The sequence below is a fragment of the Streptomyces sp. CLV115 genome (assembly GCF_038448545.1).
In the GTDB taxonomy this organism is placed as follows: Bacteria; Actinomycetota; Actinomycetes; order Streptomycetales; family Streptomycetaceae; genus Streptomyces; species Streptomyces sanglieri.
The window spans coordinates 26493-51036 of sequence record NZ_JBCEWQ010000051.1 but is presented as its reverse complement, the minus strand read 5'-3'; the positions used below and the strand labels follow the sequence as shown (position 1 = coordinate 51036).

At 67.5% G+C, this 24544-nt stretch carries 20 protein-coding genes; 7 read left to right on the top strand and 13 right to left on the bottom strand.

The genetic code is table 11. From position 1 onward, the window contains the following. Positions 1-432: 432 nt before the first annotated feature. The 3 genes from AADR41_RS19285 to thyX all read right to left on the bottom strand — a co-directional run bounded on the left by AADR41_RS19285 (position 433) and on the right by thyX (position 4037). Positions 433-2118 carry a ribonuclease J gene (locus AADR41_RS19285; protein WP_342282659.1) on the bottom strand — a complete coding sequence of 562 codons (1686 nt, stop codon included), beginning with the start codon at positions 2116-2118 and terminating at the stop codon, positions 433-435. Between the two features lie 129 nt (positions 2119-2247). After that, positions 2248-3147, bottom strand: a complete 900-nt coding sequence (gene dapA / locus AADR41_RS19280; protein WP_342282658.1) for a 4-hydroxy-tetrahydrodipicolinate synthase — start codon at positions 3145-3147, stop codon at positions 2248-2250. Positions 3148-3299: 152 nt separating this feature from the next. Beyond that, complete coding sequence (gene thyX, locus AADR41_RS19275; protein ID WP_342282657.1) at positions 3300-4037, bottom strand: FAD-dependent thymidylate synthase; 738 nt, start codon at positions 4035-4037, stop codon at positions 3300-3302. A gap of 185 nt (positions 4038-4222) precedes the next feature. Here thyX and AADR41_RS19270 point away from each other — a divergent pair, with 185 nt between their 5' ends. After that, entirely contained in the window at positions 4223-4462 is a 240-nt protein-coding gene (locus AADR41_RS19270) for a hypothetical protein (RefSeq protein WP_342282656.1), read from the top strand. 94 nt (positions 4463-4556) lie between these two features. Next, complete coding sequence (locus AADR41_RS19265) at positions 4557-5108, top strand: hypothetical protein (protein ID WP_342282655.1); 552 nt, start codon at positions 4557-4559, stop codon at positions 5106-5108. Positions 5109-5145: 37 nt separating this feature from the next. Here AADR41_RS19265 and AADR41_RS19260 read toward each other — a convergent pair whose 3' ends face one another. The 6 genes from AADR41_RS19260 to eccD form a co-directional block, all read right to left on the bottom strand. After that, complete coding sequence (locus tag AADR41_RS19260; protein ID WP_342282654.1) at positions 5146-5604, bottom strand: tetratricopeptide repeat protein; 459 nt, start codon at positions 5602-5604, stop codon at positions 5146-5148. An 11-nt stretch (positions 5605-5615) separates the two neighbouring features. Continuing rightward, a complete protein-coding gene (gene dapB / locus AADR41_RS19255; protein WP_342282653.1) occupies positions 5616-6368 on the bottom strand; it encodes a 4-hydroxy-tetrahydrodipicolinate reductase in 753 nt (250 codons plus the stop codon). Positions 6369-6392: 24 nt separating this feature from the next. After that, positions 6393-7772, bottom strand: coding sequence for a M16 family metallopeptidase (locus AADR41_RS19250; protein WP_342282652.1), 1380 nt, complete (start codon positions 7770-7772; stop codon positions 6393-6395). Beyond that, entirely contained in the window at positions 7769-9982 is a 2214-nt protein-coding gene (locus tag AADR41_RS19245; protein ID WP_329813688.1) for a polyribonucleotide nucleotidyltransferase, read from the bottom strand. Before AADR41_RS19245 ends, AADR41_RS19250 begins: the two co-directional genes overlap by 4 nt. 336 nt (positions 9983-10318) lie before the next feature. After that, positions 10319-10609 carry a 30S ribosomal protein S15 gene (gene rpsO, locus AADR41_RS19240; protein ID WP_003965855.1) on the bottom strand — a complete coding sequence of 97 codons (291 nt, stop codon included), beginning with the start codon at positions 10607-10609 and terminating at the stop codon, positions 10319-10321. Positions 10610-10798: 189 nt separating this feature from the next. Next, positions 10799-12301, bottom strand: coding sequence for a type VII secretion integral membrane protein EccD (gene eccD, locus AADR41_RS19235; RefSeq protein WP_342282660.1), 1503 nt, complete (start codon positions 12299-12301; stop codon positions 10799-10801). 397 nt (positions 12302-12698) lie between these two features. On the opposite strand from eccD, the gene eccCa reads away from it, so the two are divergent. The 5 genes from eccCa to AADR41_RS19210 all read left to right on the top strand — a co-directional run bounded on the left by eccCa (position 12699) and on the right by AADR41_RS19210 (position 20895). Continuing rightward, complete coding sequence (gene eccCa, locus AADR41_RS19230) at positions 12699-16673, top strand: type VII secretion protein EccCa (RefSeq protein WP_342282651.1); 3975 nt, start codon at positions 12699-12701, stop codon at positions 16671-16673. 348 nt (positions 16674-17021) lie between these two features. After that, on the top strand, positions 17022-17471 hold the full coding sequence (locus AADR41_RS19225; RefSeq protein ID WP_342282650.1) for a hypothetical protein: 450 nt from the start codon (positions 17022-17024) through the stop codon (positions 17469-17471). Next, complete coding sequence (locus AADR41_RS19220; RefSeq protein WP_342282649.1) at positions 17471-19552, top strand: hypothetical protein; 2082 nt, start codon at positions 17471-17473, stop codon at positions 19550-19552. Before AADR41_RS19225 ends, AADR41_RS19220 begins: the two co-directional genes overlap by 1 nt. Then, positions 19552-20100 carry a hypothetical protein gene (locus AADR41_RS19215; protein WP_342282648.1) on the top strand — a complete coding sequence of 183 codons (549 nt, stop codon included), beginning with the start codon at positions 19552-19554 and terminating at the stop codon, positions 20098-20100. Before AADR41_RS19220 ends, AADR41_RS19215 begins: the two co-directional genes overlap by 1 nt. A 246-nt stretch (positions 20101-20346) precedes the next feature. Then, positions 20347-20895 carry a hypothetical protein gene (locus AADR41_RS19210; protein ID WP_342282647.1) on the top strand — a complete coding sequence of 183 codons (549 nt, stop codon included), beginning with the start codon at positions 20347-20349 and terminating at the stop codon, positions 20893-20895. A gap of 804 nt (positions 20896-21699) precedes the next feature. Here AADR41_RS19210 and AADR41_RS19205 read toward each other — a convergent pair. The 4 genes from AADR41_RS19205 to AADR41_RS19190 all read right to left on the bottom strand — a co-directional run bounded on the left by AADR41_RS19205 (position 21700) and on the right by AADR41_RS19190 (position 24525). Next, positions 21700-21945, bottom strand: coding sequence for a hypothetical protein (locus AADR41_RS19205; protein ID WP_342282646.1), 246 nt, complete (start codon positions 21943-21945; stop codon positions 21700-21702). 518 nt (positions 21946-22463) lie between these two features. After that, complete coding sequence (locus AADR41_RS19200; RefSeq protein WP_342282645.1) at positions 22464-22766, bottom strand: WXG100 family type VII secretion target; 303 nt, start codon at positions 22764-22766, stop codon at positions 22464-22466. A 63-nt stretch (positions 22767-22829) separates the two neighbouring features. After that, positions 22830-23189, bottom strand: a complete 360-nt coding sequence (locus AADR41_RS19195) for a WXG100 family type VII secretion target (protein WP_342282644.1) — start codon at positions 23187-23189, stop codon at positions 22830-22832. A 79-nt stretch (positions 23190-23268) separates the two neighbouring features. Beyond that, a complete protein-coding gene (locus AADR41_RS19190; protein WP_342282643.1) occupies positions 23269-24525 on the bottom strand; it encodes a S8 family serine peptidase in 1257 nt (418 codons plus the stop codon). Positions 24526-24544 lie beyond the last annotated feature (19 nt).

Here is a 24544-nt window from a genome sequence, read left to right as displayed (position 1 = left end):
GAACGGACGCTTCCTTTGTACTCACCCGCAGAACACTCTCTGGGGCTTTCCTCCGGGCTTTTCCCTTCGGTCTTGCGTTTCCGACTCTATCAGACTCTTTCGTGTCCGATTCCCGGTCGAAGCGGGACCCTACTTTTTCGCTTTCCAGTTCTTCGCTTTCGCGTTTCCCTTTCCGGCGGTTCCAACCTTACCAGACTCTTTTCGTTCCGTTTCCGGTCCGAATTTGAATTCCGGTGGCCTTTGGAGTGACCTTGCCTTTCGGCGGATCCGACTTTATCAGAAGTTCTGAGTCGGAATTTCCGCCCCGTCCTGGACGCCCGGCGCACACGAGTGTGCGCGGTGCTTCCCGGTCAGGCGGAGCCGTAAACGTACTGGAGCGGGGCGCCCCGATGCAAATCGGGGGCCCCGCTCCGGAGTTCGCGCCTGTCGGCGTCAGACCTCGACGACGACCGGAAGGATCATCGGGCGCCGGCGGTAGGTGTCGGAGACCCACTTGCCCACCGTGCGGCGGACGAGCTGCTGGACCTGGTGCGGCTCCAGCACGCCGTCCTGGGCCGACCTGTTGATCGCTTCCTCGATCTTCGGCACGACGGCGCCGAACGCCGAGTCGTCGATGCCGGAGCCGCGGGCGTGGATGTCCGGTCCGCCCGTGATCTTGCCGGAGGAGCTGTCGACCACGATGAAGACGGAGATGATGCCCTCTTCGCCGAGGATCCGGCGGTCCTTGAGAGAGGTCTCGGTGACGTCGCCGACCGAGAGGCCGTCGACGTAGACGTAACCCGCCTGGACCTTGCCGACGATCTTGGCCCGGCCGTCGACGAGGTCGACGACGACACCGTCCTCGGCGATGACGATGTGGTCCTTGGGCACTCCGGTGAGCGCGCCCAGTTCGGCGTTGGCCCTCAGGTGGCGCCATTCGCCGTGGACCGGCATCAGGTTCTTCGGCTTGCAGATGTTGTAGAAGTACAGCAACTCGCCGGCCGAGGCGTGGCCCGAGACGTGGACCTTGGCGTTGCCCTTGTGGACGACGTTGGCGCCCCAGCGGGTCAGGCCGTTGATCACGCGGTAGACCGCGTTCTCGTTGCCCGGGATCAGGGACGACGCCAGGATCACGGTGTCACCCGGGACGATCCGGATCTGGTGGTCGCGGTTGGCCATCCGGGACAGGGCCGCCATCGGCTCGCCCTGGGAACCGGTGCAGACCAGCACGACCTCGTCGTCCGGCAGGTCGTCGAGGGTCTTGACGTCGACGATCAGGCCCGCGGGAACCCGCAGGTAGCCGAGGTCACGGGCGATGCCCATGTTGCGGACCATCGAGCGGCCGACGAAGGCGACCCTGCGGCCGTACTCGTGTGCCGCGTCGAGGATCTGCTGGATGCGGTGCACATGGCTGGCGAAGCTCGCCACGATGATGCGCTTCTGGGCGTTGGCGAAGACCGTGCGCAGGACGTTGGAGATGTCCCGCTCGGGCGGCACGAAGCCGGGGACCTCGGCGTTCGTCGAGTCGGAGAGGAGGAGGTCGATGCCTTCCTCGCTCAGCCGCGCGAAGGCGTGCAGGTCGGTGAGCCGGCCGTCCAGCGGGAGCTGGTCCATCTTGAAGTCGCCGGTCGCGACGGCCATGCCCGCGGGGGTGCGGATGGCGACGGCGAGGGCGTCCGGGATGGAGTGGTTGACCGCGATGAACTCGCAGTCGAACACGCCGATGCGCTCGCGCTGGCCCTCCGCCACTTCGAGGGTGTACGGACGGATGCGGTGCTCCTGGAGCTTCGCCTCGATCAGCGCGAGGGTCAGCTTGGAGCCGATGAGGGAGATGTCCGGCTTCAGGCGCAGCAGATACGGGACACCACCGATGTGGTCCTCGTGTCCGTGCGTGAGGACGATGCCCTCGATGTCGTCGAGACGGTCCCGGATCGTGGTGAAGTCCGGCAGGATCAGGTCGATTCCGGGCTGCTCCTCCTCGGGGAAGAGGACTCCGCAGTCGACGATGAGCAGGCGGCCGCCGTACTCGAAGACCGTCATGTTGCGGCCGATTTCGCCGAGGCCGCCGAGCGGGGTGACCCGGAGGCCGCCCTTCGGGAGCTTCGGCGGGGTGCCGAGTTCGGGATGCGGATGACTCAAAAGACTCTCCTTACCACGCACGCCACGTACCGCTTGGGCACGTGGCGCGCATGTCATTCGTGCACTTGCTGTTGTCTGTTTTTTCGCTCTTGCGAGTGTTTCTCGCGTATTCAGTTGTGAAGTCTGTGATTACAGCTCTACCCCGCCGGCGGCGAGATCGATCTTGAGCTGGGCCGTTTCCTGCTCGGTGAGCTCCACCAGCGGGAGGCGCAGCGGGCCTGCCGGCAGTCCCTGGAGGGCCAGGGCGGCCTTGGTGGTGATCACACCCTGGGTGCGGAACATGCCGGTGAAGACCGGCAGGAGCTTCTGGTGGATCTCCGTGGCCTTCTGGACGTCGCCGCCGACGTGGGCCTCGACGAGGGCGCGCAGGTCGGGGGTGACGACATGGCCGACGACGGAGACGAAGCCGACGGCACCGACCGAGAGCAGCGGCAGGTTGAGCATGTCGTCGCCGGAGTACCAGGCGAGGCCGGAGCGGGCGATGGCCCAGCTGGCGCGGCCGAGGTCGCCCTTGGCGTCCTTGTTGGCGACGATGCGCGGGTGCTCGGCGAGCCGTACCAGCGTCTCCGTGTCGATCGGCACACCGCTTCGGCCGGGGATGTCGTAGAGCATCACCGGCAGGCCGGTGGCGTCCGCGATGGCCGTGAAGTGGCGGAAGAGGCCTTCCTGCGGCGGCTTGTTGTAGTACGGCGTCACCGCGAGGAGCCCGTGGGCACCGGAGCGTTCGGCCGTACGGGCGAGCTCGACGCTGTGGCGGGTGTCGTTGGTGCCGATGCCGGCGACGACGTGGGCCCGGTCTCCCACGGCTTCCAGGACCGCCCTGACGAGCTGGTCTTTCTCCGCGTCGCTGGTGGTCGGGGACTCGCCGGTGGTGCCGTTGACGACGAGGCCGTCATTGCCTGCGTCCACCAGATGGGCGGCGAGCCGCTGGGCACCGTCGAGGTCGAGTGCGCCGTCCGCCGTGAAGGGCGTGACCATAGCGGTGAGGACCCGCCCGAAGGGGGTCTGCGGAGTGGAGATCGGAGCCATGGGTAACACGCTACTCGCTGCTCAGGGCCCAATGCCCCCTCGGGGGGACAAGCGATAGGAGCCCGGCACTGCCTGCTCGGGGGTTCAAGCAGTGCCGGGTCCGTTTGATCAGCCTAGATGAACTTCACGAAACGCCGCAATACGGACACCGCTTACGGGGCTACGCGTCCGTTCTTGTTGAAGGCTGCATGGGTGAGCGGCATCAGGCGGGCCCAGTGCTCCTCCATCTGCTGTCCGACCATCTCGATCTCGCGCTGCGGGAAGGACGGCACCTTCGCCAGCTCGTGCTGGGTGCGCAGGCCGAGGAAGTGCATCAGCGAGCGGGCGTTGCACGTGGCGTACATCGAGGAGAAGAGGCCGACGGGGAGCACGGAGCGGGCGACCTCCCGGGCCACTCCCGCGGCGAGCATCTCCTGGTAGGCCTCGTACGCCTGGCGGTAGGAGTCCTCCATGACGCGGCCGGTGAGCTCCTGCTGGGCCTGGGTGCCCTCGACGAACTCGTACTTGCCGGGGCGGCCCTGCTGGACGAGCTTGCGGGAGGCGTCCGGGACGTAGAAGACCGGCTCCAGCTCCCGGTAGCGGCCCGATTCCTCGTTGTACGACCAGCCGACGCGGTGCCGCATGAACTCGCGGAACACGAAGATCGGGGCGCTGATGAAGAAGGTCATCGAGTTGTGCTCGAACGGGCTGCCGTGGCGGTCACGCATCAGGTAGTTGATGAGCCCCCTGGAGCGCTCGGGGTCCTTGGTGACCTCCTCCAGGGACTGTTCACCGGCCGTGGAGACGCGGGCCGCGAACAGGACGTCGGAGTCACCCGCGGCGTGTTTCACCAGCTCAACGGTCACATCGCTGCGGAAGCTGGGCTTTGCGGGCTCGGGGGTCTCGGTCACCGGCGGGGTCCTTCCAGTTGCGTCGCTCGGGCGGCGCCCACTCTACGGGCCACCACTGACAACCGGGCCGGAAGGGCCGTCCAGGGATTTCTTCGACGAATTCGGTGATTCGGGGCACCGATCGGGCCCGTTGTGCGTCTGACTCAATAGCAGCATCCACAACAGAGTTCAAGGAGACCTTCCTCATGTTCCGCCGGCGTGAATCCGTCCCGTTCTCGTTCGTGGCCGAGAGCGACCGATTCCGCAGTAACGTCACACCCCCGCCCCGGCAGCGCGCCACCGTCTCCCAGCTGGCCGGGCGTTCCCTCGTCGGGCTGACCATGGTCGCCGGCCTCGTCGGGGCGCTGGTCCTCGGCCTGCCCGCGCTCGGCCCCGCGCAGAGCCCCTCGCACGCCGAGCAGACCGAGGCCACCCACGGGCGCTGACTCGTACGGGGCCCCTGGGGTGGTCGGGCCGGTGATCTCCTCGGTAGCCTCACCGGGCACAGCAATCGAGCGTGTTTGTGAGTGAGGATCAGTCGTGCCCCTGCCCTTCCTGACGGCCGACCGTGCGTTTGACGCGAGCGCCGAGGACATCGCGCTGCCGTTCGACGACCATGACAGCTGGCGGCGTCCGTACCGTCCCGGCCCCTGGCGGGTCGCGGCGGCGGCCTTCCTGCTGCTGCTCGCGTCCTTCGTACTGCTCGCGGGAATGATCATCGCGTTCGCCGGCGCGGTGCCGGGTTCGGCGGTGTGCCTGGGCCTCGCCCTGGTGGTCATCCTCAGCGCACTGCGGCTGCTGCGGGTCGGTACCTGGGTCAGCAGGCACGGCGTGCGGCGGGTGGGCTTCTTCACCAGCGTCACCGTGCCGTGGAACCGGGTCGCCGCCATCCGCACGGTGCAGCAGCCCGTGAAGTGGCTCGGGTTCCCCCGCACCGTCCAGGGGCAGGCGCTGATCCTGGTACGCCAGGGGGGCGAGCCGGTTCCGCCGCTGTTCACCGACAACAACGCCGACTTCCTGACCCGGAGCGAGGCGTTCGACCGCGCCGCCGACACGGTGGAGGCGTGGGGAGACGAGTACCGGGGGGTCTGACCCCCGCAACGCCGGCGGGACGCCCGGCCCGGCCCCTTCAGGGGGTGCTGGGCCGGGCGTCCTTCGTGTGCAGGGCGATCGCGCGCTGCATGGCCTTGCGGGCCCGCGGGGTGTCCCTGGCGTCCTGGTAGGCGACGGCGAGGCGGAACCAGCAGCGCCAGTCGTCCGGGGTGTCCTCGGTCTCCTCGCGGCGGCGGGCGAACACAGCGTCGGCCGAGTCGCGGTCGATCCGGCCGGACGGGGTGCGGACCAGCTCGTCGACCGGCAGGCCGCCCTCCGCGTCGAGCTCCGCGGCCAGCGCGTTCGCCCGCGACACGAACTGGGTGTTCTTCCAGAGGAACCAGATGCCGATCACCGGCAGGATCAGCACCGCGACGCCGAAGGCGACCGTCAGCAGCGTGCCGTGCCGGATGAGCAGTACGCCACGGCTGCCGACGAGGGCGAAGTAGAAGACCAGGACGGCAGCGGTGACGAAGTAGGTGATCTTTGCGCGCATGGCAGGCTCAGTCAGTTCAGGTCGAGGAAGTTTTCCAGGCCGAACGTGAGGCCGGGAGTGGTCACCACGCGGCGTACACCGAGCAGGATGCCCGGCATGAAGCTGCTGTGGTGCAGGGAGTCGTGGCGGATGGTGAGCGTCTCGCCCTCGCCGCCGAGCAGCACTTCCTGGTGCGCGAGGAGACCGCGGAGCCGGATCGCGTGGACGGGGACGCCGTCCACGTCCGCGCCGCGGGCGCCTTCCAGGGCCGTGGCGGTGGCGTCGGGCTGCGGGGCGCAGCCGGCCTTCCGGCGGGCGTCGGCGATCAGCTGGGCGGTACGGGTGGCGGTGCCCGAGGGGGCGTCCACCTTGTTGGGGTGGTGCAGTTCGACGACCTCGACCGACTCGAAGTAGCGGGCGGCCTGCTCCGCGAACTTCATCGTGAGGACGGCGCCGATGGAGAAGTTCGGTGCGATGAGCACACCGGTCTCCGGGGAGCCGGAGAGCCAGGTGTTGAGCTGCGCGAGCCGTTCGTCGGACCAGCCCGTCGTTCCGACGACGGCGTGGATGCCGTGCCGGACGCAGAAGTCGAGGTTGTCCATCACCGACGCGGGGGTGGTGAGTTCGACGACGACCTGGGCGCCGGATTCCGTGAGGGTCGCCGGCTCGTCGCCGCGGCCCAGCGCGGCCACCAGCTCCATGTCGTCGGCGGCCTCGACGGCTCGTACCGCCTCGGATCCGATCCGGCCCTTGGCGCCGAGAACGGCCACGCGCAGCTTGCTCATTGCTCTGGTTCCTTAACGGTGGGGTTAGGAGACCGCTTCTTCGAGGCGGTCGGCCTGCTTGTCCTTGAGCGGGCCTATGACGGAGAGGGAGGGGCGGTGTCCGAGGACCTCGGCCGCGACCTCGCGCACGTCGTCGGGGGTGACCTGTGCCATCCGGGCGAGCATGTCGTCGACCGACATCTGGTCGCCCCAGCACAGCTCGCTCTTGCCGATGCGGTTCATCAGCGCACCGGTGTCCTCCAGGCCGAGGACGGTGGAGCCGGAGAGCTGGCCGACGGCGCGGCCGATCTCCTCGTCGGTCAGTCCTTCGGACGCCACCCGGTCGATCTCGTCCCGGCAGATCTTGAGGACGTCGTGGACCTGGCTGGGCCGGCAGCCCGCGTACACCCCGAAGAGTCCGCAGTCGGCGAAGCCCGAGGTGTACGAGTACACGCTGTAGGCGAGGCCGCGCTTCTCCCGTACTTCCTGGAAGAGGCGTGAGCTCATGCCGCCGCCGAGGGCGGTGCTGAGCACGCCCAGCGCCCAGCGGCGATCGTCGGTGCGCGCCAGGCCGGGTACGCCGAGGACGACGTGGGCCTGCTCGGTCTTGCGGTTCAGCAGCTCGACCCGGCCCGCGGTGCGCAGGGTCCGGGCGCCCTCGCGCGGGGCGACCGGCACCGCGTCGGTGCGGGACAGCGCGCCCGCCCGCTCGAACGCGCGGCGGACCTGGCGTACGACGGTGGCGTGGTCGATGTTGCCCGCGGCGGCGACGACCAGGTGCGTGGGGTCGTAGTGCTTCTTGTAGAAGCGGGTGATCCGGCCGCGGTCGAGCGCGTTGATGGTGTCGACGGTGCCCAGGACCGGGCGGCCGAGGGGGGTGTCGCCGAGCATGGTGTGCGCGAACAGGTCGTGCACGCAGTCGCCCGGGTCGTCCTCGGTCATCGCGATCTCTTCGAGGATGACGCCGCGCTCGGCATCGACGTCCTCGGCGGTGATCAGCGAGCCGGTCAGCATGTCGCAGACGATGTCGATGGCCAGCGGCAGGTCGGTGTCGAGGACCCGCGCGTAGTAGCAGGTGTACTCCTTCGCCGTGAAGGCGTTCATCTCGCCGCCGACCGCGTCGATCGCGGCGGAGATGTCCAGGGCGCTGCGCTTGGCGGTGCCCTTGAAGAGGAGGTGTTCGAGGTAGTGCGTCGCGCCGTTCAGCGTGGGGGTCTCGTCGCGTGATCCGACGTTGGCCCAGATACCGAAGGTGGCGGAGCGTACGGAGGGCAGGGTCTCGGTGACCACCCGGAGACCGCCGGGCAGGACGGTACGGCGGACCGTACCGATGCCGTTGGTGCCCTTGAGAAGCGTTTGGGTACGGGCGACGGCCCGCGCCTTCGAGGAGGCGCGGGCCGTCGTCACGGAACTACGGGACGTCACTTGGCGGCGTCGTCCTTCTTCTCGTCCTCTTCACCCTCGATAACCGGGATCAGGGAGAGCTTGCCGCGGGAGTCGATCTCGGCGATCTCGACCTGGACCTTGGTGCCGACACCGAGCACGTCCTCGACGTTCTCCACTCGCTTGCCACCGGCGAGCTTGCGGATCTGCGAGATGTGCAGCAGGCCGTCCTTGCCGGGCATCAGGGAGACGAAGGCACCGAAGGTGGTGGTCTTGACGACCGTACCCAGGTAGCGCTCGCCGACCTCCGGCATGGTCGGGTTGGCGATCGAGTTGATCGTGGCGCGGGCGGCCTCGGCGGCCGGGCCGTCGGCGGCACCGATGTAGATGGTGCCGTCGTCCTCGATCGTGATGTCGGCGCCGGTGTCCTCCTGGATCTGGTTGATCATCTTGCCCTTGGGGCCGATGACCTCACCGATCTTGTCCACCGGGATCTTGACGGTGATGATCCGCGGGGCGTTCGGGGACATCTCGTCCGGGACGTCGATGGCCTCGTTCATCACATCGAGGATGTGGAGGCGGGCGTCGCGGGCCTGCTTCAGCGCGGCGGCCAGGACCGAGGCGGGGATGCCGTCGAGCTTGGTGTCGAGCTGGAGCGCGGTGACGAACTGCTTCGTACCGGCGACCTTGAAGTCCATGTCACCGAAGGCGTCCTCCGCACCGAGGATGTCGGTGAGGGCGACGTAGTGGGTCTTGCCGTCGATCTCCTGGGAGATCAGGCCCATGGCGATACCGGCGACGGCGGCCTTGAGCGGCACACCGGCGTTCAGCAGCGACATGGTGGAGGCGCAGACCGAGCCCATGGACGTCGAGCCGTTGGAGCCCAGCGCCTCGGAGACCTGGCGGATCGCGTAGGGGAACTCCTCGCGCGTCGGCAGCACCGGCACGATGGCGCGCTCGGCGAGCGCACCGTGGCCGATCTCGCGGCGCTTGGGCGAGCCCACGCGGCCGGTCTCACCGACGGAGTACGGCGGGAAGTTGTAGTTGTGCATGTAGCGCTTGCGGGTCACCGGGGAGAGGGTGTCCAGCTGCTGCTCCATGCGGAGCATGTTGAGGGTGGTGACGCCCAGGATCTGGGTCTCGCCACGCTCGAACAGCGCCGAGCCGTGCACCCGCGGGATGGCCTCGACCTCGGCGGCGAGCGTACGGATGTCCGTGACGCCGCGGCCGTCGATGCGGACCTTGTCCTTGATGACGCGCTCGCGGACCAGCTTCTTGGTCAGGGCGCGGTACGCGGCGGAGATCTCCTTCTCGCGGCCCTCGAAGGCCGGGAGGAGCTTCTCGGCGGCGATCTCCTTGACGCGGTCCAGCTCGGCCTCGCGGTCCTGCTTGCCGGCGATGGTGAGCGCCTGGGCCAGCTCGGACGTCACGGCGGCGGCGAGCGCCTCGAAGACGTCGTCCTGGTAGTCCAGGAAGACCGGGAAGTCGCCGGTGGGCTTGGCGGCCTTGGCGGCGAGGTCCGACTGGGCCTTGCAGAGGACCTTGATGAAGGGCTTCGCGGCTTCCAGACCGGCTGCGACGACCTCCTCGGTCGGGGCCTCGGCGCCGTCCTTGACGAGCTGGATGGTCTTCTCGGTGGCCTCGGCCTCGACCATCATGATCGCGACGTCGCCGTCCTCCAGGACGCGACCGGCGACGACCATGTCGAAGACGGCGTCCTCGAGCTCGGTGTGCGTCGGGAAGGCGACCCACTGGCCCTTGATCAGCGCGACACGGGTGCCGCCGACGGGGCCGGAGAAGGGCAGGCCGGCCAGCTGCGTGGAGCAGGAGGCGGCGTTGATCGCGACCACGTCGTACAGGTGGTCGGGGTTGAGCGCCATGATCGTCTCGACGATCTGGATCTCGTTGCGCAGGCCCTTCTTGAAGGAGGGGCGCAGCGGGCGGTCGATCAGGCGGCAGGTGAGGATCGCGTCCTCGGAGGGCCGGCCCTCACGACGGAAGAAGGAGCCGGGGATCTTGCCGGCGGCGTACTGCCGCTCCTCGACGTCCACCGTGAGGGGGAAGAAGTCGAGCTGGTCCTTGGGCTTCTTGGAAGCGGTGGTGGCCGACAGCACCATGGTGTCGTCGTCCAGGTACGCAACGGCGGAGCCGGCGGCCTGCTTGGCCAGGCGGCCCGTCTCGAAGCGGATGGTGCGGGTGCCGAAGGTTCCGTTGTCGATAACGGCCTCGGCGTAGTGGGTCTCGTTCTCCACTAGCGTTTTCTCCGATACATAGCGTCTTCTCGCCCCCACGCCCGTGTGGCGGGGGACGGTAGCGGAGAAGCCCTCCATCGGCGGGCCGGTCTTCGATCGAAGCACCCGGGTCGATGAGTCCGGGGGCCACTACCGAGGACCGGCGGCGGGGAGGTCTGCTTCTCGCTCGTCTGTCGGTCGTTCTCCGACCAGGTTACTGAGATTCGGTTCTGCTTGGCATTTCCGGCCGTGCGGGCGGACCCGTCACGTCCGGATCCTGCCCGCGTACGCACAATCGTACGTACAGCAAAGGGAGCGGCCCCCCTCAGTGGTGGGAACCGCTCCCTTCACGGCGAACTACTTGGCGCCGCCGGCCGCACCGCGGCGGATGCCGAGGCGGTCGACCAGGGCACGGAAGCGCTGGATGTCCTTCTTGGCCAGGTACTGAAGGAGGCGGCGACGCTGGCCGACCAGGATCAGCAGACCACGACGGGAGTGGTGGTCGTGCTTGTGCGTCTTGAGGTGCTCCGTCAGGTCCGAGATCCGGCGGGAGAGCATGGCGACCTGGACCTCGGGGGATCCGGTGTCACCCTCCTTCTGGGCGAACTCGGACATGATCTGCTTCTTCGTAGCGGCGTCGAGCGGCACGCGTACTCCTCTTGATGTTCGATGCGCCCCACGAGTGCCCCTGGTCTTGATCGCAGGGGAGCTTCCATGACTCGGAGGCGAAGGTCCGATGAGCGCAGATCCCAGGATGATCCGGGAGCGCGTACACAAACGGCCGTCACACAGCGTACCAGTCCCGCGCAGCCGGTCCGGCCGGGCGGGTGCGCGGGGTCAGCTGGTGAGAGCGCGGATCGATCGGTAGAGGTCGAAAACGGCGAGGCACAGGGGGATCAGTGTCAGGAGCACGCACGCTTCGGCGATCTCCAGGAAGCGCCCCCAGAACGGGGTCACACCCTTGCGCGGCACGATCAGCCCGATGGCGGTGATCAGGGCGGCGGCGCCCGCGACGGCGGCGGCGAGCCAGATCGTACGGATGTCGAGCGCGGTGCTGTCCCCCATGGCGGCGTCGCGCAGCATTTCGACCGGCGGGTTGAGGGAGAGGCCGAGGCCCAGGAGCACGAGGGCGCCGAGACCCGCCGCCAGCGCGCACCCGACCTGGGCGGTGTAGCGGAACAGGTGGGAACGCATCAGCATGGCCACCCCGGTGGCGAGCGCCAGCAGCTGGCCCCAGATGTTGTCCGAGAACCCCAGGACGGCCGCGGCGCCCACGGCCACCAGCGCGCATCCGCCGACCAGGCCGACGAGCAGTTCATGGCCGCGCCGCGCCTGGGCGGCGATGCGGTCGGCGTCGACCGGGCCCTGCGGGGCCGGTTCGGACGTCCCGTAGTCACCGACGGTGGTACGGGGCGGCTCGAAGCCGATGGGGAGGCGGGCGAAACGGGTGGAGAGACCGGGCAGGAAGGCGAGGACGCCCACGGAGAGCGGCGCGCACACCGCGGCGGTCTCGGCGGGCTCCATGCCGGCGATGATCGCGGCGAAGGTCACCAGTACACCGACGGCGGCGGCGAACACGAAGGCGACGAAGATGCCGTCCCCGCCCGGGGCGGCGATCATGAGGATCACCGCGACCACCAGCACGGCGGCGCAGGCGAGCAGGAACTGGAGCCTGCCGATGCCCTGCCCCGCGCCGAGCGGCAGCAGCCCGGCGCCGGAGACCGCGGCGTTGGCGAGCGCGCCGATGCCCAGCGCCGTGCACGATCCCCGGTCGTCGTACACCCGGGCACGAACGCAGGCGAGCGCGAGGGCGAGCACGGCGACGATCGCGGCAAGGGCGCCCGGCAGCCCGTGCATGTCGTGCCTGGGTCCGGAGTTCCACAGCACGAAACCGAGCAGGACCAGCAGGAGCGACCCCGCGAAGAGCCCGGCACCGCGCATGAGGCTGTCGCCCCACAGGGTGCGGTCGCGGGCGACGGCGGTGGCGACCGCGTCGGAGACGTCGTCGAAGACCGCGGGCGGCAGCGACTCGGAGAAGGGGCGCAGGGACAGCAGCTCGCCGTCGAGGATGCGCTGGCCGGCCAGGCTGCGCCCGCTGTCGAGGACGGTGCCGTCGCGGCGTACCAGGTGATAGCCGACCGGAGCGCCCTGGGCGGGGCTCTGTCCCGACAGCCGGAGGATCTCCGGGTACAGGTCGGCGACGGGGATGTCCTCCGGCAGCGCCACGTCGACGCGGCTGTCGGGCGCGACGACCGTGACCCGGCAGAAGCCGGTTCCGTTGCCGGCCGGAACTCCGGGACCGGGCCGACCTTGTCCGGTGGCTGCCGTCTGGGCCGTCATAGTCACCTGTTGCTCCCCCTCATCGTTCTCCTGACACGAACCGGGGACCGCGGACCTCGCTGAGGGCCGCCCCGTGATCCCCGTCGGGCGCGGGACGACAACCACGGCGCCTCGCCGCGTTGCCGGGACGCCCGGTCGCATCCACTGCTCGGGGCGCCCCTCCGCCTTGCGGTGCACCGCATCCGACGACGCACGCCGATCCACCGGGGCCCCGGAGCGGCCTACGCGCCCCGAACGGCCGTTTCCTTGCGGTAGTTAGCGAATGCTTACGTGCGTTGCGACACCCTACCGCTCTCGATGTCATTCCATACGCCAGTAGGATCCTCCCGCGGATGGAGCCCGTCGCCACGGGGGCGCCGATACGAACAGTTCTGTCCGGCAAGGGAATTGGTGAGCTGTGAGCCAGATTGTCGTCAAGCGCCCACCGCGGGCCCTGCCCTCCGAAGTGCCGGACGAGCAGGTGCAGTTGCAACCTCCGCCCGAACTGCCCCGCGGTCAGCAGGAGGGGGTGATGATGCAGTTGCTGCCGATGCTCGGCATGGGCGGCTCCGTGGTCTTCTTCTTCATGACCCCGAACCCGATCATGCGGATCATGGGCATGATCATGATCGCCTCGACGGTCGCCATGGCCGTGGCGATGATGGTGCGCTTCCGGCGGGGAACCCAGGGGCAGCTTGCCGACATGCGGCGGGACTACCTGAAGTACCTGACGCAGACCAGACGTGCCGTGCTGAGGACGGCCCGGAAACAGCGCGACGCGCAGTTCTATCTCCACCCGTCCCCGGACCAGTTGTGGGCGCTCGTCGCCGAGGGCAGCCGGGTCTGGGAGCGCCGCGTCAGTGACGCCGACTTCGCGCAGGTGCGCATCGGCCTGGGCAGTCAGGAACTCGCCACTCCGCTGATCGCCCCCGACACCGCGCCGGTGGACGAGCTGGAGCCACTGACCGCGGGGGCGATGCAGCAGTTCCTGACGACCCACAGCACGCTCGACGGCCTGCCCATGGCGGTCTCGCTGCGTGCCTTCTACCACCTGACGATCAGCGGCGAGGCGGAGTCCGTCCGTTCCACGGCCCGCGCGATGGTCGGTGCGCTGGCCTCGCTGCACTCCCCCGAGGACCTGGTCGTCGCCGTCGCGACGGACCGGGACGCCGCCCCGCGCTGGGAATGGGCGAAGTGGCTTCCGCACGTCCAGGCCCCGGATCTCCTCGACGGTGCCGGCGTCCGCCGGCTGATCACCACGAGCGTCGGGGAGCTGGAGGAGATGCTCGCGCCCCGGCTCGACGGCCGGCCGCGTTTCCAGCCCGACGGCCAGCCGCTCATGGACCAGCCCCATGTCGTCGTCGTGCTCGACGGCCGGTCCGTGTCGCCGGTGTCCGCGCTCGCCGCGGCCGAGGGCCTTCAGGGCGTGACGGTCATCGAGGTCGTACCGGGCGAGGTCAACGGGGCGCGTGGTGGCCTGTCGGTCGTGGTCCAGCCGCATCTGCTCCAGCTGGAGTCGGGGCACGGACTGGTCTACGACGGGGTTCCCGACCTGCTCAGTCATGAGGCCGCCGAAGCGCTGGCCCGGCAACTGGCGCCGCTCCGTGTGGCCTCGGGCGGGGACGACGACGAGCCACTTCTCGCCAATCTCGAATTCACCGATCTGCTCAACCTCGGAGACGCCGCCTCGATCGACGTCGCCAGGACCTGGCGGGCCCGCTCCCAGGCGGAACGGCTGCGCGTCCCGATCGGGGTCGGCGAGGACGGCAGCCCCGTGATGCTGGACCTCAAGGAAGCGGCGCAGGAGGGAATGGGGCCGCACGGACTCTGCGTCGGCGCCACCGGCTCCGGAAAGTCCGAGCTGCTGCGCACGCTCGTGCTCGGCCTCGCCGTCACCCACACCTCGGAGACGCTCAACTTCGTACTGGCGGACTTCAAGGGTGGCGCCACCTTCGCCGGCATGGCGCAGATGCCCCATGTGGCGGCGGTGATCACCAACCTCGCGGACGATCTGACGCTGGTCGACCGCATGGGCGACTCCATCAGCGGTGAGCTCAACCGCCGGCAGGAGATGCTGCGTGACGCGGGCAACTACGCCAACATCCACGACTACGAGAAGGCGCGTGCCGCGGGTGCCCCGCTGCAGCCCATCCCCTCTCTCGTCCTGGTCATCGACGAGTTCAGCGAACTGCTGACCGCCAAGCCCGACTTCATCGAGATGTTCGTGCAGATCGGACGCATCGGCCGTTCGCTGGGCGTCCATCTGCTGCTGGCCTCGCAGCGCCTGGAGGAGGGACGGCTGCGCGGTCTGGAGACCTATCTGTCGTACCGGATCGGCCTGCGCACGTTCTCGGCGGGCGAGTCCCGGGCGGCGCTGGGTGTGCCGGACGCCTACCACCTGCCCAATGTCCCCGGTTCCGGCTACCTGAAGTACGGCACGGACGAGATGGTGCGCTTCAAGGCCGCGTACGTCTCCGGGGTGTACCGCTCGGGCCCCCAGACGGCCGTCCCCTCGGGCCCCCTGCCGGTGGACCGCAGGCCGGTGGTGTTCACGGCGGCTCCGGTACCGGTCCGCTACGTACAGCCGAGCCCGCAGACCGGCGCCGCCGTACCCGACGCCCGTACGTCGGAGGACGACGCCCTGGCCGACACGGTGCTCGATGTGATCGTGCGCCGGCTGGAGGGCCGGGGGGCCTCCGCGCACCAGGTGTGGCTTCCTCCGCTGGACAACCCGCCGTCGCTGGACGAGCTCCTGCCGGGGCTCTCCGCGGTCGAGGGCCGCGGGCTGACCCAGCCCGGATTCGAGGGTTCGGGCCGCCTCGTCGTGCCACTGGGTGTGGTCGACAAGCCGTACGAGCAGCGGCGCGACACCCTCTACCGGGACTTCTCCGGTGCGGCGGGTCACATGCAGATCATCGGCGGTCCGCAGTCCGGCAAGTCCACGCTGCTGCGCACGCTCATCGCGGGTTTCGCACTCACCCACACGCCGCAGGAGGTCCAGTTCTACGGACTCGACTTCGGTGGCGGCGGCATGGCCTCGGTCTCCGGTCTGCCGCACGTCGGCGGGATCGCCTCCCGGCTCGACCCCGAGCGGGTGCGGCGCACGGTCTCCGAGGTGTACGGGATCATGGCGCGGCGCGAGGAGTACTTCCGCAGCGCCGGCATCGACTCCATCGCCACCTTCCGCAGGCTGCGGGCGCGCGGCGACATCTCGGTCACGGACCAGCCGTGGGGCGACGTGTTCCTGATCATCGACGGCTGGGGCAACTTCCGTACGGACTACGAGGCCCTGGAACCGGCGGCGTTGGACATCGCGGCGCGCGGCCTCGGGTACGGCATCCACCTGATCGTCACGGCGTCGCGTTCCATGGAGGTCCGGGCCACCCTCAAGGACCACCTGATGAACCGGCTGGAACTGCGGCTCGGTGACGTCATGGACTCCGAACTGGACCGCAAGGCCGCGGTCAACGTACCGGCCGGCGTGCCCGGCCGCGGTCTCACGCCGGAGAAGCTGCACTTCATGGCGGCGGTACCGCGGATCGACGGCATCAACTCCGACAGCGACCTCTCCGAGGCGACCGCGGCCATGAACCAGGAGGTCGCCCGGCACTGGACCGCGGCGTCCGCCCCGGCGGTCCGGCTGCTGCCCCGCGAACTCCCGGTGCACGAACTGCCCGCGGGTTACGCGCAGCCGGAGCGGGGCGTCGCGTTCGGCATCGACGAGAACAACCTGGAGCCGGTCTTCCTCGACTTCGAGCGCGACCCGTTCTTCCTGGTGTTCGGCGAGAGCGAGTCCGGCAAGTCGAATCTGCTGCGGCTGCTCATCAAGCAGCTGAGCGAGAGGTACGACGGGAACACCTGCAAGTTCTTCGTCATCGACAACCGTCGAGCGCTCCTGGACGTCACCCCCACGACGCACCTGGCGGAGTACGTGCCCATGTCCAACAACATGGAGCACCACGTGGACGCGCTGTACGACCTGATGAAGCGTCGTACGCCGTCGCCCGACGTCACGGCGCAGGAACTGCGCGAACGCAGCTGGTGGAGCGGCCCGACGGTGTACGTGGTCGTCGACGACTACGACCTGGTCTCCACCTCCAGCGGAAACCCGCTGGCCAAGCTCACGGAGATGCTGCCGTTCTCACGTGACGTCGGCGTCCGGTTCATCATCGCCCGCAGCACGGCGGGTGCCGGACGGGCCCTGTACGAGTCGTTCATGCAGCGCATCACGGAGCTGGGCGCGCAGGGCGTCATGCTCTCGGGCGACCCCATCGAGGGCGACGTCCTCGGCAACGTACGCCCGCGGCCGATGCCTCCGGGGCGCGGGGTCTTCGTCACCCGGCGGCGCGGGAATCCGCTGGTGCAGACGGGGCTCATGGACGGGCAGCGGTAGGACGCCGCGGGCGCGGAGGGCGGGGCGGCGCGGCTCGTCCTGTCCTCTTCGTACGCCTCATGCGCCTCGCGCGCACTCCGCGCCGGGAACTGTGCGTGGCCTCGCGCGCTGCCACCCCCTGGGCTGAGGTGATTCAGCAGTCCGGCGTTCGCGTCATGCGGGAGGCGCAGTCCGACGACCGCGCCATCGGTCGGCGGGACCAGCAGGATCGTCACGTCGTGGTGACTGAGCGGCTGACGGGCGGACGTTAAGCTTCCGCCAAGTTCGATTGTCAGATCGGTTTTCAAGTGAAAAATCGAATCCTCTCATCCAGCTCGGCGGAACAGGCAGCACGGGGGAAGGGGTCAGATGACCTGGGACGAATGGGAGCAGCTCAAGACAGCGGCTGCCGAGAAGAATTCCGCAGCGATGCAGCTGAATCGTGTGCCGGACGAAAGCGGCGGCTCACCTGCCCCTGGGGGCGACCTGAAGGTCAATCAGCAGGACCTCGCGGCCGTCGGTGACGCCGCTTTCAAGCTCTTTGACAATCTGGGCAAATACGGCCGTGACGCCTGGTCCATCAGTCAGACGGCCGCAAAGGATCTGAGCACCCAGGGCTTCGCGCTGGGAGGCGCGCTCGACCATGTGCAGGAGCGGTGGGAGGAGCAGCTCAAGACCCTGCTGGACGCCTGCGCGCACATCTCCAACCACATGGATTTCACCAAGGGTGCACACGCAGGTGACGAGTACTACATCTATGGCGTCGTGAGCAGCATTTCGACGCTGGACGACGGTTTCACGGAGAGGACGCAGCGCTGATGGACTTCGAAACGCTGCTCCATGGCAGCTTCAGCCAGCTCGGCCAGGCCATCACGGCCTGGAACGGGGTGGTCGGCAAACTCGAAACGCTGGAATCGGACGCACGGGACGATCTGAAGGCGAAGGCGGACAAAGCCAACTGGGCCGGTCTGAATGCCACGGTCTCTCGTGAATTCATCACCAAGACAGCGGGCGAATTCTCTGACGCCCACACTCAAGCGAAGACCATCCACGACATCCTCAAGGACACCTACGGCGAGCTGGTGAGCTACAAGGAGCAGCTGGATCAGGCCTTGGAGCGGGGTCGCAAGAGGAATCTCACGGTGACCCAGACCGGCGGTGGCGGCTTCACCGTGACGATGCTCATCCACCCGGACCGCGCCGCCAAGGGCCACGACGTTCCGGACCACTCCCCGCAGGACGCGGAGCAGCTGCGGGACGATGTGCAGCGCATCCTGAACCGGGCGACGGAAAGTGACACAACCGCTTCGACCGTCCTGCGCGCCATCGTCGACCAGGCCGAGGTCGGCTTCTCCGGCGCCTCGTACAGTGACCGTGACACCGCGATCGAAGCCGTGCGCAAGGCGGAGGAAGCAGCCAAGCTGATCAAGGAGAAGGGCGACGAGATGTCGCCCGAGGAGTTCCAGAAGCTGAACGGTCTGCTCAGCTCGTTCAAGAACGACCCGTTGTTCCAAGAGAAGTTCGCCACCCAGCTGGGCCCGAAGGCGACGCTGGAGTTCTGGGCGGACCTCTCAAGCCCGGACAGCCCCAATGACCTGACCCGCACGCAGCTCAACCAGCTCGGTGACTTCCAGAAGAACCTGGGTGATGTCCTGGGCGGCGCCACCCAGTCGGACAGCCCTGCCATGCGGCAGTGGGAGAACAACATGGTGAAGCTCGCGGGCGAGCGGTACCGCACTCACCAGGGTGACGTCTGGGGCTTCCAGATCATGAGCAACCTCATGCGCACGGGCGACTACGACGATCAGTTCCTCAACAAGTACGGCGACTCACTGGTTGCCAAGGAGAAGGAGATGAGGCTGCCGGACCACTACTGGAACCAGCCGCCGAAGCCGAAGCTGAACTTCATCGGTGACGAGGAGTTCGGCCGGGATCCGATGACGGGCTTCCTGACGGCACTCTCCAACAGCCCGGACGCCTCGACGGACTTCTTCAATTCAAAAGAGCCGCAGGACAACGCGCAGTGGGTACTGAAGGACCGTCCGTACTTCGACGACACTCCGCTGACTGATGGCCCGAACCCGGCCCAAGACGCGGCCGGCAAGGCCATGTTCGCGGCGGTGTCGGGCGTGTCCAGCCCAGATGCTCCGAGAACGGAATTCCTGCCGCACACTCCCGAGCAAGAGGAGGCCATGAAACGGTCGCTGAAGTTCCTCGCGGCGACGGGCAACGACTTCCCGCCGGAGATGCGAGACGACATGGCGCACGCCATGGGCAGCTACAGCAAGACCGTGCACGAGGCGATGAGCGATCCGCTGGGGTCGCATGGACTGGATGGCGACCAGCTCATGGAGGTCAGTAAGCAGATCTCCCGCAACAAAGACTCCTATGCCGAGCTCGTGACGCAGATGCACGGCGCGATCGTCGCCGACATCAACACGGAGACAAAGCATCCGGAGGACAGCTTGGACAAGGCTGGCCGCACGATCGGCTTCCTGGAGGAGGCGCGCTATCAAGCGACGAACGACAAGAAGGACGGCGACCTGACCGACGCCTCGTGGAAGAAGATGTGGACATACCACGTTGTCGGTGGCCTGCTCACACCCTGGCATCCAGCCGGCGACGCGGTGCAGCGCGGCGTGGACGCGATTACCGCGGCCTGGCTCGAGGACAAGCAGAACGAGATCAACTCCACAGCCACTGCCAACCACAAGGACACTTACGAGGCTCGTAACGACGAGTTGCGCGCTCTGGCGGACATCTGGTACGCGAAGAACGAGAATTGGGCTGAGGACCCGGCGCACGAGGGGTATTCCAAGGGGCACGGCGTGTACTCCACCATCGGCGCCTCAGCCAATGACGGAAACAAGAAGGCCGAAGGCGTCGTGGGGGACCAGTGATGAGAACGAGTGCGAGATGCCTCGCCGCTTCGGTGCTCAACTGCTGCCTCGCGCTGTCCCTCACGGCTTGCGGCGGCGGACGGGGGTACGCCGTTCCGAAAGAGGCCTGCGGGGTCCCGCTGAGCGAAAAGAAGATCGACCCGTTTTTGGTCGACGGCAATGAACTCAAGGTCGTCGGTGATTCACTCCTCGACACCAAGGGGAAGAGCCAGGGGCGCTGTGAGATTTCGGTGGACGACTGGCTGGTGGCAAACCTTGAAGTGGACAAGGTAGACAAGCTCTACGACCCCATGGGAGACCTGGACAGCTTCCGATTCCGGAATCGGGAGAAGATCGAGGACCTGCCATTCAAGGGCCTGGGGGCAGTGGGCGACTACAGCGCCATGGTCAGTACGGGCTGCGCGGCCTCGACGGCAGACCACCTCGTCGTGCTGGTCACCATCAGTCGCAAGAGCGGCGGCGACGTTGCCGAGCGCCGTAAGCGCATCAAGGACTTCACCCTCGACTTCGTACCAAAGGTAAAGAAAGCGCTCAGCTGCACGGCCTGACGCCCAGTCCCACGGCCAGCTCCCTCATGAGACGGCCGTGGGGCTGGGGTTCACTCCCCTCTCTGACAGCCTCCGCTGAGACACTCGCGCTGAGGTCGCCCAGTGCCCGCACTCCGCAACCTCGCCCACTCCGTGGGCAACAGCTCACCGCGCTCGTCCCACCGACCGCATTTTCGGCCGCTCGCCATCCCTGGGGCGATGCCTCGAACTGAACCCTATGCCTACCGAGGAGTTCGGAAGCATCCAATGCCGAAGGTACTTCGCCGCACGGCGGTCTCCACCCTCACCGCATGCCTCGCGCTGTCCCTCGCCGCGTGCGGCGGCGGCCGCGAGTACACCGTTCCGAAGGCAGCATGCGGGGTGTCTCTGGACGAGAAGGTGCTCGAACCGTTCCTCGTGGACGGCGAGAAGCTCGAGGCCAAAGGTGGCTCCGTGATCGAGACCGGCACGAGCACCCAGGGGGCATGCGCGATCCGGGTGGACGGCAAACTGGTGCTCCACCTTCGGGTCGACAAGGTGGACAAGATCTACGACCCGATGGACCCGTCGGAGGAGTTCCGGTTCACCAACCGGACGAAGATGCGGGGCCTGCCATTCGCCGGACTGGGGGCACTGGGCGACGCCATCTCCATGGTCAGCACCAGCTGCACCGGACCCGAGGCCGACTACCTCATCGCATACGTCAGTGTCGACAGTCAGGCCGGCGGTGACGTTGCCGAACGCCGCAAGCACATCAAGGCCTTCACCTACGACTTCGTGCCGAAGGTCAAGAAGGCTCTTCGCTGCACGGCTTGACACCCTCTGCCCATGACCCGCTCTCCCAAGAGACGGCCATGGGCAGGGTCTCCCAGCCGCACCCCCTTTTTCTGATTTCGCCCGATGCCCACGCTCCGCAACCTCGCCCGATCCTGCGGGCAGCAATTCGCCATGCTCATCCCGCCGACCGTCATCCCCGGGTCGATGCAGCTGAACCGTGTGCCGACCGAGAAGATCAGAAGCATCCGGTGACGAAGGTACTTCGCCGCATGGCCGTCTCCGCCCTCACCACATGCCTCGCCCTGTCCTCACCGCGCGTGGCGATGCACGGGGGGGACACCGTTCCGAAGGCGGCATGCGGGGGCGCACTCGACAAGAGGGCGCTCGAACCGCTCCTGGTCGACGGCAAAGAACTGGAGGTTGTGGGTGATTCCCGCATCGACACCAGGGGGAAGAGCCGGCGTCGCTGCGAGATCTCGGTGGGCGACTGGCCGGCGGTCGGCCTTGAAGTCAAAAAGATCGACAAGGTCTACGACCCCATGGGCAACTTGGACAGCTTCCGGTTTGAGAACCGGGAGGAGATCGAGGACCCGCCAGGCCCGCGACGGCGTCGGGTGAGTCGGCCGAGCTGCGCGAGGCTCGCAAGCGCATCCGGCTGCTGGAGCTGGAGAGCGAGGTTCTGCGGAGGGCTGCGGCGTATCTGTCGCAGGCGAACCCACCGTCAAAATAACGTACCCGCTCGTCCGCGAGCCGGCCGCCGCCGTTGCCCCTGGCCGGATGCCGGTGGCGGTGACGTGCCGGGTGCTCGGGCCGGCCCGCCGGCCCTACTCCCGGTGGCCGGCCTCACCGGTCACCGATTCTGAGCTCGCCGAGGCATACCGGGCCAACGCCCTGTTCGACGCGCATCGCGACGATCCCGAGTTCGGCCACCGCTTCCTTCTTGACGAGGCCGGGGCCGCCGGTGAGTCGATGGCCGAGCGGACCGCCTGGCGGATCTGCCGGAACAACCGCTGGTGGGGTGCCTTCGGAAAGCGCAAAGGCCGGGCCGCCTGTCCATGGCGATCTGATGCGGCGGGACTTCACCTGCACACCGACGTTCTCTCTCCCCACTGCCCACACACACTGCCCCCCTGACCGCTTCGCCGACGAGGTCCGCGCCCTCGTCGAAGCCACCGCACCCCACCTCTTCGCCGTGGTCGAGCAGTTCGAAACCGACAGCGGCGAGCCTGACGGCCCATGTCGCCGATTGGGGCCTCGCACACGACGACGGGAGCACCCAGGTCACCGCTGCGGACGACTGGTTCCGGATGTCGCTGTGCACTCCCGAACGTGCGACCCAGCTGATTTCCCTGCGCCCGGGAAGCGTTGGATATCTGGTGCGGCCGGGGCCAACCGGCTCCGCTGTGCCCACGGATTGACAGGAAGTAGCACTCTCAGCCCGCACCTGCTGGACTTCCGAGACTGGTGATGGCGCTGCTCCGCGGTCTGGTGACGGCTTCCCCTCCGCATAGTCGGCATGCCGCACTGGGCTCGGCCTGGTGTATGGGACACAGCTAGGGGTGGGCACCTCCCGTGCGTGCCCACCCCTAGCTGTGATCTGCCGCGTTCTACTCGAAGTTGGCCCTCGCCCGCTTGTCGCCGGCGTGGTAGGAACCACCGGCTTCGCGCACCTTGCGCGAGATCTCGCTCAGGGCATTGTGAATCGCCCTGGCGTCGTCGTCCCAGCCCTTCTGAGCGGTGTCGTAGGCGCTCTTGGCCTCACCCACCCAGAGCTCGGACACGTTGGCGATCATCCGCTTGATGGACGCGAGGTCCTCCTGGAGCTGCTTGCTCTGCCGGTCGATGGCGCCGGCTGCGAGGTCCAGGCTCGCGTAAGTGACAACCATCGTGCCGTCGTTGTTGCCCGACATGCGGTCCTCCCGTGTTATCCAGATTTGGTATGCAGGCCTCGTACGTGAAACTGCGCGCCGAGGTCAGAAGTTGTTGAGGTTCGAAATCCTGGCCTCTGCACCGGCGTCACCCGAGTAACCGCTGACGACGTCGACGCCCTGAAGAGCCTGCTTGATCTCGTCCTCGGTGTTGTCCTTGATGGTGCGCGCTGCCTTGATGGCCTCCTGGAAGTTGAGCAGCCGATGGGCAATGCTGACCATCTTCCGGTTGACCTCTTCCTGCTTCGTGTTGAAGGCGCCGGCGCCGATGCCCTTCCAGTGACCTTCCAGGCTGTCGATCGTCCCCTGGAGCGTCTTCAGCTGGCCCTTCACTGAGTCGAAGCGCGTGCCGAGCTCGCCCTCCAGCTTGAGGAGTGCGGCATCTGAGAGCTTCTGATCAGCCATGATCTCGGCTTCCTTCCTGGTGCTCTTGTTCGACCCGGCTTCGCTTGCCGGTGGGTATGGGTGGAGAAAGTACGGTGGGTCAGGCAGTGCGGCGCTTACGAATGAGCGCGAAGGCTCCGCCGCCCAGCACGACGACCGCTGCCGCTCCGCCGATGATCAGGCCGAGCGAACTGCCGTTGTCCTTCTCGTTGCTGGAGCCTGCCACGACGGCGTCGTCAGCCGTTTCCTTCTTCTGGGGCTGTGACGAGCCTGGTGCGGAGGCGGCTGGGGAGGCCGAGTAACCGGACGTCTTTTCCTTGGTGAGGGGGCTGATGTCCGGGGCGCCGGGGTTTCCCTTGCTCTTGAGGATGTTCATGGAGGGGCGGATCAGGCCATGACCGAGGTACTTGCTGAGCGTGCCCTTCTCCCAGTCACGGCCTGCTGTGTCAAAGAGGACGTTGAGAACCTGGTTCGCGGTCCAGTCTGGGTGAGCGGACCACACCAAGGCTGCGGAGGCAGACGCGATGGCAGTGGCTGCACTGGTGCCGCCGTCGCCGTCGCAGTAGCTCTGAAATTTAGTGTCGCACCAACGCGGGATGTCATTCCCGGGAGCTGCGATATCTACGATGTTCCCGTGTTGGGAATATTCGGCCACCTTGCCGTTGCGGTCGGCCGAGGCGACACCGACTACCTGTGGATAAGCGGCAGGAAATTGCTCCTTGTTTCCTTCCCCGGCATTGTTTCCAACTCCGGAAAAGAAGAGCTTTCCCTTACTTTCTGCGTACTTGACAGCTTCCCGTTCTCCCCGGCCTGGGAAGTCGCTCGCCATCGACATGCTGATAATCCGCGCATCGCTGTCCGCTGCGGCCCGGATAGCATCTTCGGTGTCGTTGGCGTTCACCGAATGCTTGTTCTGAAACTCCGTGTCGGTGACTCGAAACGGAATAATTTTCGCGCCTGGAGCAAGGCCTTGAAGCCCTCCCTCCTTGCCCGTTCCGGCAATCAGCTCAGCCATGTCCGTGCCGTGCCCGGCATAGTCGTCGTACTCGTCGCCATCGGCTCCTGTGGCGTCGAACCCTTTCAGAACCTGCCCCTTCAGGGACGGTGTCGACGGGTTGACACCGGTGTCGATGACAGCAACCTTGATGCCTTCACCCGTGGTGACCTTCCACATCTCCTCCGCCTGCATGGCGCTGAGATACCACTGCTTCGATTGCACATCTGCGGCCATCGCAGAGGGGGCAACCCCCGCAATTCCCGCACTCCAAGCAACAACCACAGCCATCGTGCCGAGCAGACGTCCTGGCAATCCGACAGGCATGCAGTGCTTCCGGGTCTGGCTCATTCCAGCTGTCATCCTGACTTCCGAACCTTCC